This window comes from Acidimicrobiales bacterium, assembly GCA_022452035.1.
GTDB lineage: Bacteria > Actinomycetota > Acidimicrobiia > Acidimicrobiales > MedAcidi-G1 > UBA9410.
The window spans coordinates 1-14,485 of record JAKURV010000009.1; the positions used below are offsets into that span (position 1 = coordinate 1).

At 66.6% G+C, this 14,485-nt stretch carries 17 protein-coding genes and 2 tRNA genes; 8 read left to right on the forward strand and 11 right to left on the reverse strand.

Features of this window, described 5'->3' with window-relative positions; translation table 11 throughout:
• The 3 genes from MK181_04530 to MK181_04540 all read left to right on the forward strand — a co-directional run.
• Nucleotides 1-484: MBL fold metallo-hydrolase (locus MK181_04530; GenBank protein ID MCH2419066.1), on the forward strand; the 484-nt coding region annotated here is incomplete at its 5' end.
• 35 nt (nucleotides 485-519) lie between these two features.
• The gene (locus MK181_04535) at nucleotides 520-1,506 is read left to right on the forward strand and encodes an oxidoreductase (GenBank protein ID MCH2419067.1); all 987 of its coding nucleotides are present in this window, start codon (nucleotides 520-522) and stop codon (nucleotides 1,504-1,506) included.
• Between the two features lie 19 nt (nucleotides 1,507-1,525).
• A complete protein-coding gene (locus MK181_04540) occupies nucleotides 1,526-2,596 on the forward strand; it encodes an LLM class flavin-dependent oxidoreductase (GenBank protein MCH2419068.1) in 1,071 nt (356 codons plus the stop codon).
• A 34-nt stretch (nucleotides 2,597-2,630) separates the two neighbouring features.
• Here the strand turns inward: MK181_04540 and MK181_04545 are convergent.
• A tRNA-Leu gene (locus MK181_04545) sits at nucleotides 2,631-2,717 on the reverse strand.
• A gap of 165 nt (nucleotides 2,718-2,882) precedes the next feature.
• On the opposite strand from MK181_04545, the gene MK181_04550 reads away from it, so the two are divergent.
• Both MK181_04550 and pknB read left to right on the forward strand, forming a co-directional pair.
• Complete coding sequence (locus tag MK181_04550; GenBank protein ID MCH2419069.1) at nucleotides 2,883-4,022, forward strand: protein phosphatase 2C domain-containing protein; 1,140 nt, start codon at nucleotides 2,883-2,885, stop codon at nucleotides 4,020-4,022.
• 42 nt (nucleotides 4,023-4,064) lie between these two features.
• Entirely contained in the window at nucleotides 4,065-5,984 is a 1,920-nt protein-coding gene (pknB, locus tag MK181_04555; GenBank protein ID MCH2419070.1) for a Stk1 family PASTA domain-containing Ser/Thr kinase, read from the forward strand.
• 16 nt (nucleotides 5,985-6,000) lie between these two features.
• Here pknB and MK181_04560 read toward each other — a convergent pair whose 3' ends face one another.
• Nucleotides 6,001-6,579, reverse strand: coding sequence for an aminodeoxychorismate/anthranilate synthase component II (locus MK181_04560; protein ID MCH2419071.1), 579 nt, complete (start codon nucleotides 6,577-6,579; stop codon nucleotides 6,001-6,003).
• Between the two features lie 91 nt (nucleotides 6,580-6,670).
• On the opposite strand from MK181_04560, the gene MK181_04565 reads away from it, so the two are divergent.
• Nucleotides 6,671-6,985, forward strand: coding sequence for a cell division protein CrgA (locus MK181_04565; GenBank protein MCH2419072.1), 315 nt, complete (start codon nucleotides 6,671-6,673; stop codon nucleotides 6,983-6,985).
• A gap of 88 nt (nucleotides 6,986-7,073) precedes the next feature.
• Here MK181_04565 and MK181_04570 read toward each other — a convergent pair whose 3' ends face one another.
• Nucleotides 7,074-7,325, reverse strand: coding sequence for a hypothetical protein (locus tag MK181_04570; GenBank protein MCH2419073.1), 252 nt, complete (start codon nucleotides 7,323-7,325; stop codon nucleotides 7,074-7,076).
• A 132-nt stretch (nucleotides 7,326-7,457) separates the two neighbouring features.
• Here MK181_04570 and MK181_04575 point away from each other — a divergent pair, with 132 nt between their 5' ends.
• Entirely contained in the window at nucleotides 7,458-7,979 is a 522-nt protein-coding gene (locus tag MK181_04575; protein MCH2419074.1) for a DoxX family protein, read from the forward strand.
• A gap of 184 nt (nucleotides 7,980-8,163) precedes the next feature.
• On the opposite strand, the gene MK181_04580 is transcribed toward MK181_04575, so the two are convergent.
• From MK181_04580 to MK181_04600, 5 genes are all read right to left on the reverse strand, one after another.
• On the reverse strand, nucleotides 8,164-8,421 hold the full coding sequence (locus MK181_04580) for a hypothetical protein (GenBank protein MCH2419075.1): 258 nt from the start codon (nucleotides 8,419-8,421) through the stop codon (nucleotides 8,164-8,166).
• Nucleotides 8,422-8,574: 153 nt separating this feature from the next.
• Entirely contained in the window at nucleotides 8,575-9,918 is a 1,344-nt protein-coding gene (locus tag MK181_04585) for an MmgE/PrpD family protein (GenBank protein ID MCH2419076.1), read from the reverse strand.
• Nucleotides 9,919-9,922: 4 nt separating this feature from the next.
• Nucleotides 9,923-10,915 carry a dipeptidase gene (locus MK181_04590; GenBank protein ID MCH2419077.1) on the reverse strand — a complete coding sequence of 331 codons (993 nt, stop codon included), beginning with the start codon at nucleotides 10,913-10,915 and terminating at the stop codon, nucleotides 9,923-9,925.
• Between the two features lie 24 nt (nucleotides 10,916-10,939).
• Nucleotides 10,940-11,377: an MmcQ/YjbR family DNA-binding protein gene (locus MK181_04595; protein ID MCH2419078.1), complete on the reverse strand. Its 438-nt coding sequence runs from the start codon at nucleotides 11,375-11,377 to the stop codon at nucleotides 10,940-10,942.
• A tRNA-Ala gene (locus tag MK181_04600) sits at nucleotides 11,350-11,426 on the reverse strand. Before MK181_04600 ends, MK181_04595 begins: the two co-directional genes overlap by 28 nt.
• A 74-nt stretch (nucleotides 11,427-11,500) precedes the next feature.
• Here MK181_04600 and MK181_04605 point away from each other — a divergent pair.
• The gene (locus tag MK181_04605) at nucleotides 11,501-12,586 is read left to right on the forward strand and encodes a DNA adenine methylase (protein MCH2419079.1); all 1,086 of its coding nucleotides are present in this window, start codon (nucleotides 11,501-11,503) and stop codon (nucleotides 12,584-12,586) included.
• A gap of 55 nt (nucleotides 12,587-12,641) precedes the next feature.
• On the opposite strand, the gene MK181_04610 is transcribed toward MK181_04605, so the two are convergent.
• From MK181_04610 to xseA, 3 genes are all read right to left on the reverse strand, one after another.
• Nucleotides 12,642-13,463 carry a hypothetical protein gene (locus MK181_04610; GenBank protein MCH2419080.1) on the reverse strand — a complete coding sequence of 274 codons (822 nt, stop codon included), beginning with the start codon at nucleotides 13,461-13,463 and terminating at the stop codon, nucleotides 12,642-12,644.
• Nucleotides 13,464-13,489: 26 nt separating this feature from the next.
• Nucleotides 13,490-13,705, reverse strand: a complete 216-nt coding sequence (gene xseB, locus MK181_04615; GenBank protein ID MCH2419081.1) for an exodeoxyribonuclease VII small subunit — start codon at nucleotides 13,703-13,705, stop codon at nucleotides 13,490-13,492.
• The coding region (gene xseA, locus MK181_04620) for an exodeoxyribonuclease VII large subunit (protein ID MCH2419082.1) at nucleotides 13,702-14,485 on the reverse strand (784 nt) is incomplete at its 5' end. The genes xseB and xseA, both read right to left, overlap by 4 nt.

Here is a 14,485-nt window from a genome sequence, read left to right on the forward strand (position 1 = left end):
GGGCGGCTCCATGATGGGCTTCCAGATCAGCGGGGCAAAGGAGCTGTTGGAGCTGGTATCGGTGCCGGTCCACGCCCAGCGGGACGAGGCCGGATTCATCGCCGAGGTGACGGGCTTAGGCGACGACGAGATTGTCGGACACGACAGCGGCGACGTTGTGTCGGTCGGAGCGATCGACATCGAGCTCATCCATACCCCGGGCCACACGCCGGGCAGTCAGTGCTTTCTGGTCGACGGGCGCCTAGTGGCCGGCGACACGTTGTTTCTGGAGGGCTGTGGTCGGACCGACCTCCCCGGTGGGGATCCGGCCGCCCTTTACCACAGCCTCCATCACCGCTTGGCCAAGGTCCCCGACGACGCCGTGCTGTATCCCGGCCACCTGTACTCGCCCCAGCCGTCGGCGCCAATGGGCGACACCCGCCGGGACAACTTCGTGTTCATGCCCCGCTCCGAGGAGCAGTGGCTGGCCATGTTCGGCGGCTGACTACAACCGGCCCCAACCACGAGTGGAGGATTCCCATGTTTCGAGCCTTGCGAGTCGACCGGACCGAGGACGGTTTTCAATGGGCCGTCGTTGATCTGACTGACGACGACCTCCCAGAGGGCGACGTCCTGGTCGACGTCGAGTACTCCACGGTCAACTACAAGGACGGCCTAGCCGTTACCGACACAGCTCCCGTGTTGCGGAACTTCCCCATGGTTCCCGGCATCGACTTGGCTGGCACGGTGTCGGCTTCCGACGATCCGGAAGTGTCGGTCGGGCAGCGGGTGGTCGTGAACGGCTGGGGGATTGGTGAGGAAACCTGGGGTGGGTTCGCCCAGCGGGCCCGGGTCCGCGGCGGGTGGACGGTCCTCCTCCCGGACGGCATCGGATCGGCAGAAGCCATGGCCATCGGGACGGCCGGCTACACGGCCATGCTCTGCGTCCTGGCCCTCGAGGATCACGACGTCACACCGGAGGCCGGTCCGGTGCTGGTCACCGGAGCCGCCGGAGGCGTGGGCAGCGTGGCCGTGGCCGTGCTGGCCGCCCGTGGCTACGAGGTACACGCCTCGACGGGCCGTCCCGAGGAGGCCGACTACCTGGTCGGCCTCGGAGCATCGGAGATCGTGGACCGGACTGAGCTTTCAGAAACCGGTGGGCGCCCGCTGGCCCGAGCCCGGTGGGCGGGGGCCGTGGACGCCGTGGGGAGTCACACGCTGGCCAACGTCCTGTCCCAGATCCGACCAGAGGGCTGCGTGGCGGCCTGTGGCAACGCCCAGGGCACCGACCTGACCACCACGGTCTTCCCGTTCATCCTTCGAGGGGTCACCCTCCGTGGCGTGCACTCGGTACACGTACCGCGACCTCGGCGACTCGAGGCCTGGCGTCGCCTGGACGAGGACCTGGATCGGGATCTGCTGGCTTCTATGACCCGGACAGTCGGCCTAGATGACGTGCCGGCGGTGGCTGCCGAGATCTTGGCCGGGCGAGTGCGCGGCCGGGTTGTGGTCGACGTCCACGCATAGGCCGACGGGAGGGCGACCGGTGCGGCTTGGCTTGGGGATCGATGTCTGGTCTGAACAACGTATCGAACTGCCTCTACGCCGGATCCTGCTGGCCGAGCGCCTGGGCTTCGACTCGGTGTGGACGGCGGAGATCTATGGAGCCGATGCCATCACCCCTCTCGCCTTCTTAGCTGCCCACACCCGCTACCTCCGGTTGGGCAGCGCTGCGGCTCAAGTCCCGGCGCGACCACCAACCACCACGGCCATGCAGTTCGGCACGTTGGAGGCTCTGGCCCCTGGTCGGGTGGTATGCGGCTTGGGTCTCTCGGGGCCCCGAGTGGCCGAGGGGTGGTACGGCCAGCCGTGGGGTAGTCCGAACCAGCGGCTCCGGGACTACGTGGCCATCGTCCGACAGGCGTTCCGCCGGGAGGGCCCGGTAGCCCACGACGGCCCGGAGCTGTCCCTGCCCTACACAGGGCCCGGTTCGGTGGGGGCCGGTCGACCCCTAACCTCGATCCTGCACATGAATCCGGACATCCCGATTTTCTTGGCTACCGGCGGTCCGGCCAACGTGCGGCTGACGGCCGAGGTGGCCGACGGCTGGCTGCCCCTCGGCTACACGCCGGGTAGCGCCCATCTCTACGAGGAGGACCTGGCGGAAGGCCTACGGCGGGGTGGTCGGTCCATGGACGATTTGGAGGTACAGACCGGGGCGATGTTGCACCTGACTGACGACGTGGGAGCAGCCCTGGACGCCGTCCGACCGGGGGTAGCCATGCGGGTCGGCGGCTACGGGACGGCCTCCCATAATTTCCACCGCGACGCCATGGTGCGACGGGGGTTCGGCGAGGCGGCCGACCGGATCGTCGAGCTGTTTGTTGCGGGCCATCGCGAGGAGGCGGCTGCTGCGGTTCCCGACGACTACCTGGACGACGGTGCCCTGGTCGGGTCCCGCCGTCGTATCGCCGAACGGTTCGAACAGTGGTGCTCTACGGCGACCACCGGGCTTACCGTGCGCCCGTCGACGGTCGACGAGATGGAGCTGGTAGTCGAGTTGGCCGGGTGTGAGCCACGGTCTGACGTGGAGGTCCCGCCGGGTCCAACCTTCTGAGGTTGACTGCTGCCGCCGGGTCCGGCCCGCTGGGTGGTGCGCGAGGAGGGACTTGAACCCTCACGTCCTTGCGGACACAGGAACCTGAATCCTGCGCGTCTGCCAATTCCGCCACTCGCGCGAGCAGCGTCGGGAAGGCTAACGGGATCCGAGGTAATGAGGCACGGCACCCGGTGGGCGCCGGGACCGCCCGGAGGTCGACCGGTAGCATCGTCGGCACCGTGGGTGCCGTCTTTCCCCTTCTCGTCGGGCCGAGCGGCCCCCGGCCAGTACCAGGGGCCCTGTGATGGCCATCCGGCGGTCCCGTCGACCCCGGTCCGTGCGCCTGGAGGCCGGAACGGCCACCCACACAGGCCGGATCCGGACGTCCAACCAGGACGCTGTGGGCATGGTCGACGACCTGTTTGTGGTGGCCGACGGCATGGGGGGCCACCGGGGGGGCGAGGTGGCCGCCGCCGAGGCAGTCGGCGTCCTGATGGTCGGCCTGGAGCGTTCCGACCGGGCGGGCCTAGTAGCCGCCGTACGTGCTGCCAACCGGTCGATCCTGGAACGGGCGGCCGTCGAGCCGGACCTTTCGGGGATGGGAACCACGCTGTGCGCCCTAGCCGTGGTCGATTCGCTTACCGGGGACGACGCCCTGGCCGTGGCCAACATCGGTGACAGCCGCGTCTACCGGTTCGCGGCCGGTTGCCTCGACCAGGTCAGCGACGACCACAGCCTGGTAGCCGACCTAGTGCGGGCCGGGGAGATCACCGCCGAGGAAGCGGCCCGCCATCCGCAGCGCAATATCCTGACCCGGGCCCTGGGCATCGAGGCTGATCCGCTGATCGACAGCTGGGACTTGGTACCGGTCCACGGTGACCGGTACCTGCTGTGCAGCGACGGCCTCTTCAATGAGTTGGGTGACGAGAGGCTGGCCGAGGTGTTGTCCGAAGGTTCGGTCCAGGAGGTCGCCGACCGCCTGGTCGACGAGGCGGTGGACAACGGGGGCCACGACAACGTCACAGTGCTGGTGGCTGAGGTAGTAGCCGGCCCGGAGTCCCGAGGAACGGATCGACCGGCCATCCCGATGGCCCGTTCGGAGCAGGCCCTTCGTCCATCGCCGGTTCCCGAGAACGGGCCCGGCGTCGTCCGGGCCTCCCTGGCCTCGGCGTCCTGCATCCTGGCCGCCGCCGTGCTGGTCCTCGGGATGTACGCCCACCAGGGCTGGTTCATCGGATCGGACGACGGCGACGTAGCGGTGTTTCGGGGGCGCCCGTCGGGCCTTTTGTGGTTCGAGCCGACGCTGGTGGAGGGTGGGGACCTGCGGGTCGCTTCTCTGGACGAGCCGACGCGTATCGCTGTCGGCGAGACGATCGTCGTTGGATCCCTAGACGAGGCCCGACGTCTGATCGAAGGCTTCCGGGGGGCCGTGAATGGAGCTTGACCAGCGGCCGCGGGAATCGGACGAACGGTAGAATTGGTCGCCGTGTCCACATTGGGTCCCACTGTCTTCAACCAGCGGTACGAGCTCCACCGGCAGATTGCCCGCGGCGGCATGGCCGACGTGTACCTGGCGCGCGACCTGCTGCTGGATCGTCCGGTGGCGGTCAAGGTCCTGTTCGATGAGTTCTCTGGCGATCCCAGCTTCGTGGAGCGCTTCCGTCGGGAGGCCCAGGCGGCAGCCAACCTCAACCACCCCAACATCGTCAGCGTGTACGACTGGGGTGAGGAGCAGGGCACCTACTTCATCGTGATGGAGTACGTGGAGGGCAGGAGTTTGGCCGAGATGCTCCGCACCGAAGGTGGTATCCATCCGGATCGGGCGGCCGACATCGCGGCCGATATCGCGGCCGCCCTGGCCTTCGCCCACCGCAACGGCCTGGTTCACCGTGACGTCAAGCCGGGGAACGTGCTGGTAGCGCCGAACGGCGAGGTCAAGGTGGCTGACTTCGGCATCGCCACGGCCCTTGTCGGAGCTCGCAACGACCTCACCCAGGCCGGTTCCGTCATGGGTACAGCCACTTACTTCTCGCCCGAGCAGGCTCAGGGCCGGCCAGTTGACCCGCGGAGTGACCTTTACTCGTTGGGTGTCGTGCTCTACGAGATGCTCTTGGGGCGTCCACCGTTCACCGGGGAGACCCCGGTGGCCATCGCCTATCGGCACGTCCAGGACAGCCCCCAGTCGCTGCGGGCTGCCGGGGCGGCGGTGGCTGAGTCCCTGGAGGCCATCACCCTCAAGCTGCTGGCCAAGAACCCTGTCAATCGGTATCCCACCGCCGAGGACCTTCGGGGCGACCTCCGTCGCTACCGTGAGGGGGCCCACGACCTTCGGGCCACCCAAGGGATTCCCTCTCCAACCAGCCCGGCTGTACCCCTGCCAGCACCGGGCGTGGATTTTGGCAAGGGAACTAGGCACCGGCGCGACGACGGCCTGCGCCGCACGGCCCTATTCACCGTCGTGCTGGTCGGCCTACTAGTGGCCTTCGGCTACCTGGTGCTGGAGTTCTTCGACACGTTGGGAGTCGACGGTGGCGACGATCCGGCTCCGACGGGGGTGGCCCTGGTGGAGGTACCGACGCTCATTGGCCGTCCGGTGGACCAGGCGCGGGCGACCCTGCGAGACGCCCGGTTGAGTGTGCAGATGGACTACGAGGCCAACTCGGACTACCCGGAGAACACGGTATTCGGCCAGGAGCCACGGGCCGGAACCAAAATTGAACCGGCCGAGACAGTCCGGTTGTGGGTCAGCCAGGGGACGGGACCCATGGTCCTACTGGACGTTCTTGGTGACCAGGCCGCCGATGCCACCCGCGACCTTCAGGCCATGGGCCTCAAGGTGGAGACGGTCGGCCAAGAGCATCCGGTGGTGCCCGATGGCGAGGTCATCGACCAGTCACCTGACCCGGGGATCGAGGTGGCCGTGGGTGCTCGGGTGATCCTGTTCGTATCGACCGGACCAGCCGTCGAGGAGGTACCTGACCTCTCCAACCGGCCGGTCCTGGATGCCATGAACATCGTCTCCAAACTGGGGTGGCAGGCCAGCACCATGGAGGAGCGGAGCCGGACGGTGCCCATTGGACAGGTAGTCCGTACCGAGCCGCCTGCCCATAGCGAGCTGGCACCCGGGAGCACCCTCCTGATCGTGGTGTCGTCCGGCCTTCCGCTGGTCCCGGTGCCGCCGGTCGAGGGCATGCGGGAGTCGACAGCCGTCCTGGCTCTCGAGTCGATCGACCTCGCGGTGAACGTGCGCTACGAGCCCCTACCCGCCTTCAGCCCAAACGACGGGCGGGTCATCAGCCAAAGCCCAGTCGCCGATTTAGAAATCGATCTGGGTACCACGGTGACCATCGTGGTCGGGCAAGCCGAGGATCCGGAGGGGGCCGACGCCGAGGATCCGTCCGGCTGATCCGGACCGGGTCTGGTCAGGAGACCCGGGTCAGGAAGTTGGCCAGCAGGTCGTGTCCGCTAGCCGTCAAGATCGACTCGGGGTGGAACTGCACACCCTCGACGTCAAGATCCCGATGGCGGAGCCCCATGACGAGGCCGTCCTCGCTAGTCGCTGTGATCTCTAGCTCGTCGGGGACCGACTCACGGTCCACGATCAGGGAGTGGTAGCGGGTGGCCTCAAGGGGGGCGGGGAGTCCAGCGAACACGCCGGTGCCCTCGTGGTGGATTCGGGATGTCTTGCCGTGCATGACTTCCGGAGCCCGGACCACCTCGCCGCCCCATGCCGCACCGATGGCCTGGTGACCGAGGCAGACGCCCAGCACGGGGACTCGGCCGGCGGCCCAGCGGATGACTGCCGTGGACACGCCGGCGTCCTCGGGACGACCGGGTCCCGGGCTGATGAGCACTGCGTCGGGCTCCAGGGCCTCGACCTCGTCGACGGTGACTGCATCGTGGCGGTGGACCTGCGGGTCGGCACCTAGCTCGCCGAGATACTGGACGAGGTTGTAGACGAACGAGTCGTAGTTGTCGATGACCAGAACCCGGGCGCCCACCCGGCCACGCTAGCCAACGCTGCCCGTCGAGCCGTCGGAGAATCGCCTTGGACTACCCGGGTTAGCCACCCGTTGCCCTATCCTCCGGGTCATGTCGAGCAGCGAGGACACTGAACCGCAGGATGCACCAGCGCGGCCCATTCCGGCTAAGCGCAGGGTTCAGGGCGGTCGGGTCACCCCCAAGGGGACCCGGGCTGGTGCTCCCCCCAGCAACTCGCTGTCGGCGGGCCACGAGCCATCTCCTACCTGGGTGGCAGCGCTGATGTTCGGCCTACTGGGCCTGGGCATCCTCATCATCTTCTTCAACTACGTGGGATGGATGCCGGGTGGGACAAGCAACGGGATCCTGCTTCTGGGCCTGGGTTCCATCCTGGGCGGGATCATCACCGCCACCCAGTACCACTAGCCGGTTGCCTCCGGGCAGCCGCTGGTGAATCACAGCGGTGTAATTCGTCCACAAACTTGTCCACAGCTTGTGGACGACGCGTCCGGATCTACTCCTCGGTAGCCATCAGCTCCATGTCGTCCATGCAGTGGCGAGGTGGATCCGGGCTCTCGTCAGTGGCGACTGTCATTCGGACCTCAGTCCCGCAGAGACTGCACCGGTACTGCAGCTTGACCTTCCGAAGCTCGCCGACGGGTGGCGGTTCAGGAAGCGGCGTGGCCAGCGTCCGAAGAACGGCGAGGCCCATACGAAGCAGAACTATGGCCACCGCGATGGCCACGAGGATCTTGAGGACCAGCACCTGTCCAGCCTACGGGCCACCCCCTGGTGGACGCCCGTGGGCGCGTGACGCCCACCGGTTCTGATCCGGCCGGTAGGGTCCGGTCCGCCCCGACCGGCTCGCTCGGTCGACCGCCCTTCCGGAGGACACCCCATGGAGCCGACCACCGCCACCGACCTGGCCCTCCTGGTTCTCCGAGTCGTCGTCGGCCTGACCCTGGCCGGCCACGGATGGAACAAGTTCACTGGGGGCGGGAAGATCCCGGGTACCGGGCGGTGGTTTGACAGCATCGGCATGCGTCCGGGGCGGCTCAACGCCTATTTGGCCGCTTCCACCGAGGTGGGTGCCGGCCTGCTGCTGGCTGTGGGGCTGCTGACTTCACTGGCCGCGGCGGGGGTGATTGGCGTGATGACAGTGGCCGGCTGGACATCGCATCGGACCAACGGCTTTTTCATCATCAAGGAAGGTTGGGAGTACGTGTTCGTGCTGGCCTCCGTATCCCTGGCGGTGGCCACCCTGGGCCCCGGATCCTGGTCGGTGGACGACGCCCTGGGTATCGCCGGCGACATGGATGGCATGACCGGCTTCTGGATTGCCCTGGTGATTGGCGTGGGGGGCGGCATCGCCCAGATGCTGACCTTCTACCGGCCGTCCAGCGTGTCATCGGGGGGCTGAAGCCTCGCTTCTGCCCGCGGGGCCGACGGATTGCCTGTAGCCGATCGACCCCCTTTGGCCATGGTGTTTGCCTGTGATCTACGGATAGTCAACAACCCGGCCCTGGTTGCGGCATGGCGTGGAAACGTCCCACCTGTGACATTGCATGTCCTCGATGACTGTTTGTTGAACATGCCACGGTCACCTACAAACTTGAAAGCACCACGACTACAAATCCGGCTATTCCCAGGGCTCTTCGAAATGCGTTGGCGCCATCGAAGGTCTCTAGATAACTCCAGATGCTAAGGCTCACCAAGAAAATGGAGTCCATGAGCCGATTAGTGACCGATCCCTGCTCAGTCATCCGTCCCACCACGGCGGCAACGATCACGACAATCAGAGGCAGATTTGGTATCTGGCCAACCGTGTAGCCACGGATCGTGAAGTTGCGGTTGAGGCTCACCTCGAAACGCTATTGGAGAGCGTGTTGAATTCTTCCTGCATAGCTCTCGGTGCCCCAATCCGGGTCTCTCTGGTGGAGGGCTGTCGAACTCAGGGGTGACCAGTCACCACTGCAGGGTCGTTGCCTAGGCACGAGAAGTGTCGAGAATCGGGATCAGTTGGCGAGACTCAAGTACTGGGTGAGGTCTCGGATGTCGTCGAGGGATTCGATGTCGACAAGGGCCTGCTTGAGGGCTGTGGCATCATCGGCTCCGAGTACCCCGTCCATGCACGAATCGAACTTGGCGAGCAGTTCGTCTTCGCTGAACGGAAGCGCCGCTGACCCCCGAGGATGTTCAACTGTGCGTTCCAGCGTGCGACCGTCACGGAGCAGGATCGTCACGTTCTCATGTTCTGCAGTTTCGGACAGCGCCTCCATCCGGATTCTTGGCAACAGCGCCCGAACCTCTTCCTCGGCGATGGCCGTAGGCGTGAAGTCGGCCACGAGGACGGCTCCGCGGTGCAAGGCCACCGCTAGGCAGAACTCCATGCTGAAGCGCGCCTCGAGTTCGTCTTCCGGCTTCGGGAACTTCAACAACTCGATGTTCCTTGCAGGGATGCGGGCAATAACCTCGGCCACCTCATTGGGAGTAAGGCCGTGCTCAGCCCGCAGTGACAACACGCCGTCGATTGCAGAGGTCGTGTAGCTGCAGCACGGATATGGCTTGACGCAGAGTCCGAACTCGACAATGGCGAGTGGGTCCCCAAGCTTTGAGAGGGGAATGTCGAAGCCGGGAGCGTCCCCATCGGCTAGAAGTCGGAGAGTCCCCCAGTCACCGTCAAGAGCGTCGACCGACCCGGTGGCGCCTACGCCAGCTAACGCGGCGGCCAAGACACCGTTGTGGGCCGCCAGCCCGGTGTGCAGGTGGATGGTCGTCGTGCCGAGTTGGGATTTTGATCCAGCCGCCAAACTCGTAGCAATGGAAAGAGCGTGACCGGTGGTAGCGGCGTCGAAGCCGAGGAGGCGTGCGCAGGCAACCGAAGCTGCCAGTGTTCCGATTGTGGCCGTTGAGTGGAAACCCTTATGGAAGTGCGACATGTTGAGGGCCTCACCCAGGCGTAGCTGCACCTCAACCCCCACGATGTAGGCGTCAAGTAGAGACCGACCCGAGGCTCCACGCTCCTCGCCGAGCGCGAGCAGGGCGGGGAGTATGACCGCACTCGGGTGGCTGGCGGCTGGAACGTCGTAGTCGTCGAAGTCAAGGGCGTCGACAGCTGTGCCGTTGGCCAATGCCGCCCACGGGGCCGGTCGGCGCTCTGAGTCCCCAACGACGGTGGCCGCCCCGGTGCCCCATCCCACAATGGCGTCGCGTGCTGCGACGCTCGCGGGGTCGTGGGCGCCGGCCACCAGGCAAGCGACGGTGTCGATGCACCCGTCCCTAGCGCGGTCGTAGGCCCCGCCCTCATGGTCTTTGGAGACTCCCGATGCCCATTCGGCAATCACAGAAATTGCACTCACGACTTCAACCCCAGACCTGTTCGGCGACCCGCAGAAAGTTGCCGCCGAGGATTCCGGCGACCTCAGCATCGGAGAGCCCCCGGGCGAGCAAGTGGTCACAGATTTCGTGGATCTGCTCCGGATGTGCACCGGTGATACCTGGAGTGTCGTACTGCTGGCCTGGAGGCCAGTAGTCGGGCCTGGCGCTCAACTCGCCGGCCAGATCAATCGACTCGTGAATGTGGTCAAGGCCGATGCCGACATGTTCCGGCCCAACGAGGTCGAGGTAATGGCATGCGTGTTCGACCAGACGGTCAGTCGAGCTGTCGTTGTCACCGAGGAAGATGCCGAGGCCACAGACTCCGATCACACCACCGGTGGCTGCGCACGCCAGGGCCTGGTCGTCGGTGATATTGCGGTCGTGGTCCCACACCCTTTTCGCATTTGAGTGTGAGAAAACCACGGGGCTGGTGGAGATCTCCATGGCTTCCATGGTGGTCCGATAGGCGGAATGCGAACAGTCCACGATCATCCCAACGCGGTTCATCTCGCGGACGACCGCTCGACCGAACTCGGTAAGACCGGTGTCCTCGTCGTGACAGCCACCGCCTGCCTCGTTGTTGAGGTTGTAGGCGAACAGTGCTTGACGCACTCCCAGTTCGTGAAACAGGGCGACCATTCCGAGATCTCCGTTCAAAGCACACATGCCCTCGAGATCGAAAGCCACCGCCAGCCGCCCCTCGGCCTTCGCTTGGCGCACGTCTTCGGCAGTGTCGGCGATGAGGTAGCGGTCGGGGTGTGACCCGATGAACCGTCGGTAGGCGGCGAGCACAGGAAACGTCTGCTCCCACGACGGGATGTCGTAGGCGACGTTCAGCGAGACGAAGCTGACGCCCGTTTGGCGCCAGTTCTCCAGACCGGCAAGGTCGGTACGCGGGTCCGGATACACACCCGCGTGGGCGTCCCACACGACCGCTTGGTCATAGACCTTGTCCGAGCGTTCCCGGGCCGAAGTCATTTCGCTATCAGCTATCTCGGCACACTATTCAGATACCTGAGGTCCAGTGGCTATCTCGTCGTGCTCGGCGACGAGGCGTCGAGGGGCGGTGAGCCGCCAGCACTCCTCCACCACGCCGGCCACCTCGTCCCAGTCGAGGTCCACGTCCAGGCGGAGACCCACCCAGCCCCGCGGGCCGACGTAGGGGGGGACGAAGAACCGCTCCGGCTCCTGTTCCACCAGCTCGGCCTGTACCCCGGGGGCCGCCTTGAACCAGAGGTTGGGTCGCCCGTCGACTGGACTCTCGTGGAGGTTGCAGAAGGCTGGGCGCTTGGCCACGCCGAACGTCGGCATCCCGTGGTTGAGGCGCTCCTCCACGTCCGGGAGGGCGAGGCAGATCTCACGAAACCGATCGACCAGGTCGTCGACCGATGGTCCACGGGGTGGATGGTCCATGGTGGAGCTGATGGGAATCGAACCCACGACCCCCTGCTTGCAAAGCAGGTGCTCTAGCCAACTGAGCTACAGCCCCGAGGCGTCCCGAGGGGACGCCGATCATCGTAGGGCGATGAGGCACGATGTCGGGATGCTGATCGCCTTTCCGCCGTGGCATACCGGGTTGACCCCGTGATCAAGTACCTGGGATCCAAGCGACGGTTGGTGCCGGTACTCGGTGAGATGTTCACCGCCTCAGGGGCCGAGACGGCCCTCGACCTGTTCACCGGGACCACCCGGGTAGCCCAGGAGTTCAAGAGCCGGGGCGGCCTGGTCACCGCCGTGGACTCGGCCCGCTACTCGGAGGCCTTCGCCCGGTGCTACGTGGAGTCCGACGCCGACCTGGTCGACGCCGCGGAGGTGGCTGGGGCGTTGGAGCACCTGTCTCACCTCCCAGGCGAACCCGGCTACGTCACCGAGGTGTTCTGCGAACAGTCCCGCTTCTTTCAGCCGTTCAACGGGGCACGAATCGACGCCATCCGTAGCGCCCTGGATGCCGACTTCGCCGGGTCCCCCCTGTTCCCGATTCTGCTAACCAGTCTGCTGGAAGCGGCCGACCGGGTGGATTCCACCACCGGCCAGCAGATGGCCTACCTCAAGTCGTGGGCACCCCGGTCGTTCAACCCGCTGGACTTGCGGCCTCCCGTCCTGCTGGCCGGCGCGGGAACCGCGTTGAGGGGCGACGCCGTGGATCTGGTCGGGGCGCTCGGCCCGTTCGATCTCGCCTACCTAGACCCCCCATACAACCAGCACCGGTACGTAGCCAACTACCACGTGTGGGAGACCCTGGTGGCGTGGGACGCCCCTGAGCACTACGGAGTGGCCTGCAAGCGAGTTGACGTACGCGACAGCTCCACGAGGAGCCCGTTCAACCGGAAGCGGGAGATGCCAGCCGCTCTGGCCGAAGTCGTGGCCGCCGTGGATGCCGAGGTGGTGGTGGTCTCCTACAACGACGAAGCGTGGATTGGTCGGGACGACCTGGTTGACCTGTGCCGGATCCGGGGCGAGGTCTGCCTGCTGGCCTTCGACTCGAAACGGTACGTCGGAGCCCAGATAGGCATCCACTCGCCGTCCGGCAAACGGGTCGGCGAGATCTCCCACCTCAGGAACCAGGAGTACCTGGTGGTGGCCGGAGAGCGCTCCCTGGTCCGGAACATGGCAGAACGGTTCGCCGGCAACCGGTTGGACGTCGGCTAAGGACCGTCGTTCAGGCTGCCGGTGAGGTGCTAACAGGCGTGTTAGGTAGTGGCCCTCAGGCAGCCATGGGGCGGCCGAAGGGAAGCTCGTCCAGCCAGCTGGCCAGGAACGCTTCGGCCCGCTCGCAGGCACCGAGCACGGGTCCGTCGCCGTGGCCCACCACGTCGGCGATTACTTCGCTTACCAGGGCCTGGGTTCGATCGGCGTCGCCGACCAGCGGCCCGCAGGTAGTGACGAAGTCGGGTAGGGCCAGGATGTCGTTGTGCCGGCAGTGGGCGATGGCTTTGGCGGTCAGAGGTAGCGGTCCGGTCGGGACCACCACCCGGACGTCCAGTCGGTCGGCTGTCCGGTGGTCGATGGCCCCTACCCGGGCCCCGGCGAACAGCAGGTCGGCCGGGGCGGTGAGCGGGTCCTCAACATCCAGCACCGAAAGGCCCCGGTCGGCCAGGGCTTTGGTCAGCTCCGGCCCGCCTGAACCGTCGACCACTGCCGTTTCGGCCGTGGGGCAGGAGGCCATCGCGGCGGCCACCGCCCCGGTGGCTACCAGGACGGCGTCGGCCGAGGCTTCCACAGCACCGAGCTCACCGGCCTCTACCCCCTTGGCAGCGGTCAGCCGGTAGTTGGCCTCCCAGCTAGCGACCTCCCCGGCGAAAGCGGTGAGGGCCACCACCCGGTCCTCGGGGGTGGCGTTGATTCCGGCGGAAACACCGGTCTCCTGACGTTCCAGGATGGCCAGAGCGTACGTGGTCGAGCGGGCCAGGTCCCGGGCGCCACCCTGAAGGATCTTGGGAGCGAGCCGGGCCACGCCGTGGCCGGCCACGTCAGCCAGGTCCACGGCCAGGAAGGCGTCGGTGGCGGTCAGCTTGCGGATGAACATGGCGGTGGGGTGACCGATCTCGTCGGTCAGTCTTCGTCGAGGGAGCCGACCACCTGGTCGACCCGGAGGCGGGCGTCGTCCAGCCGGGACCGGCAGTGGCGGATCAGGGCGTCGGCACGCTCAACCCTGACGGCCAGCTGGTCGACGTCGGTGGTGTCGGACTCCAGGGCAGCCAGGATCTCTTGCAACTCATCGAGAGCTGCGGCGTAGCCGCCGATATCCGTTGGCTGGTCGTCAGTCACCGTGCCTCCCCAGGGTCGTCGGCCGACGTGGCGTCGACCGTGCTGGTGACCGTACCTCCGGTAACCCGGGTGACCAGCGGGTCGCCGGGCGAGACGTCGGCCACCGACCGGACCAGGCTGCCGTCGGCCCGTCGGGTAATCGACCAGCCGCGAGCCACGATCCGAGCCGGGTCCAAGGCCCGGAGGCGACCCGCCATGCCGCCCAGCCGTTCCGCCTGGCGGTCGAGGATTCCCGGTGGCCCCCGCCGCAGGCGCCCCCCGAGATCGACCAGCTGGTCGGCTCGGCGGTTCAACACGGCGGTGGCCGCCACCGCCGTTCGGCGGGCCAGGTCGTCGACCAACAGGCCGGCCCGGTCAACGGCGCCGGTCACCCGTTCGGCGATGGCGACCTGTAGGCCGGCCACAGCGTCGGCGAAGGCCCGGACCTGTTCGACGATGGCCATTGCACAGGCCGTCGGGGTCTTGAGGGCGGTATGGGCCACCTCGTCGGCTACCGAGCGGTCCACCTCATGGCCGATGCCGGTCACCACCGGCACGTCCAACGCGGCGATGGTGCGGGCCAGGACCTCGGCGTCAAAGGCCGCCAGGTTGGTGGCCGATCCCCCACCTCGGACCAAGGCGATGACGTCGGGTCGGTGGGTAGCCAACATGTGAAGGGCTTCGGAAAGGTCGGCGGCTGCGCCGTCACCCTGGACCCGGGTGTCGTATTCCAAGACAGTGAACGACCATCCGCTGCAAGCCAACTCCTGGATGAAGTCGGCGTGGGCTGCTGAGCCCACG

Bases quoted from the DNA above. Each gene is read 5' to 3' on its own strand.
- MK181_04535 (MCH2419067.1), top strand. From the start codon at position 520: ATGTTTCGAGCCTTGCGAGTCGACCGGACCGAGGACGGTTTTCAATGG.
- MK181_04550 (MCH2419069.1), top strand. From the start codon at position 2,883: ATGGCCATCCGGCGGTCCCGTCGACCCCGGTCCGTGCGCCTGGAGGCC.
- MK181_04565 (MCH2419072.1), top strand. From the start codon at position 6,671: ATGTCGAGCAGCGAGGACACTGAACCGCAGGATGCACCAGCGCGGCCC.
- MK181_04575 (MCH2419074.1), top strand. From the start codon at position 7,458: ATGGAGCCGACCACCGCCACCGACCTGGCCCTCCTGGTTCTCCGAGTC.
- MK181_04590 (MCH2419077.1), bottom strand. From the start codon at position 10,915: ATGACTTCGGCCCGGGAACGCTCGGACAAGGTCTATGACCAAGCGGTC.
- MK181_04610 (MCH2419080.1), bottom strand. From the start codon at position 13,463: ATGTTCATCCGCAAGCTGACCGCCACCGACGCCTTCCTGGCCGTGGAC.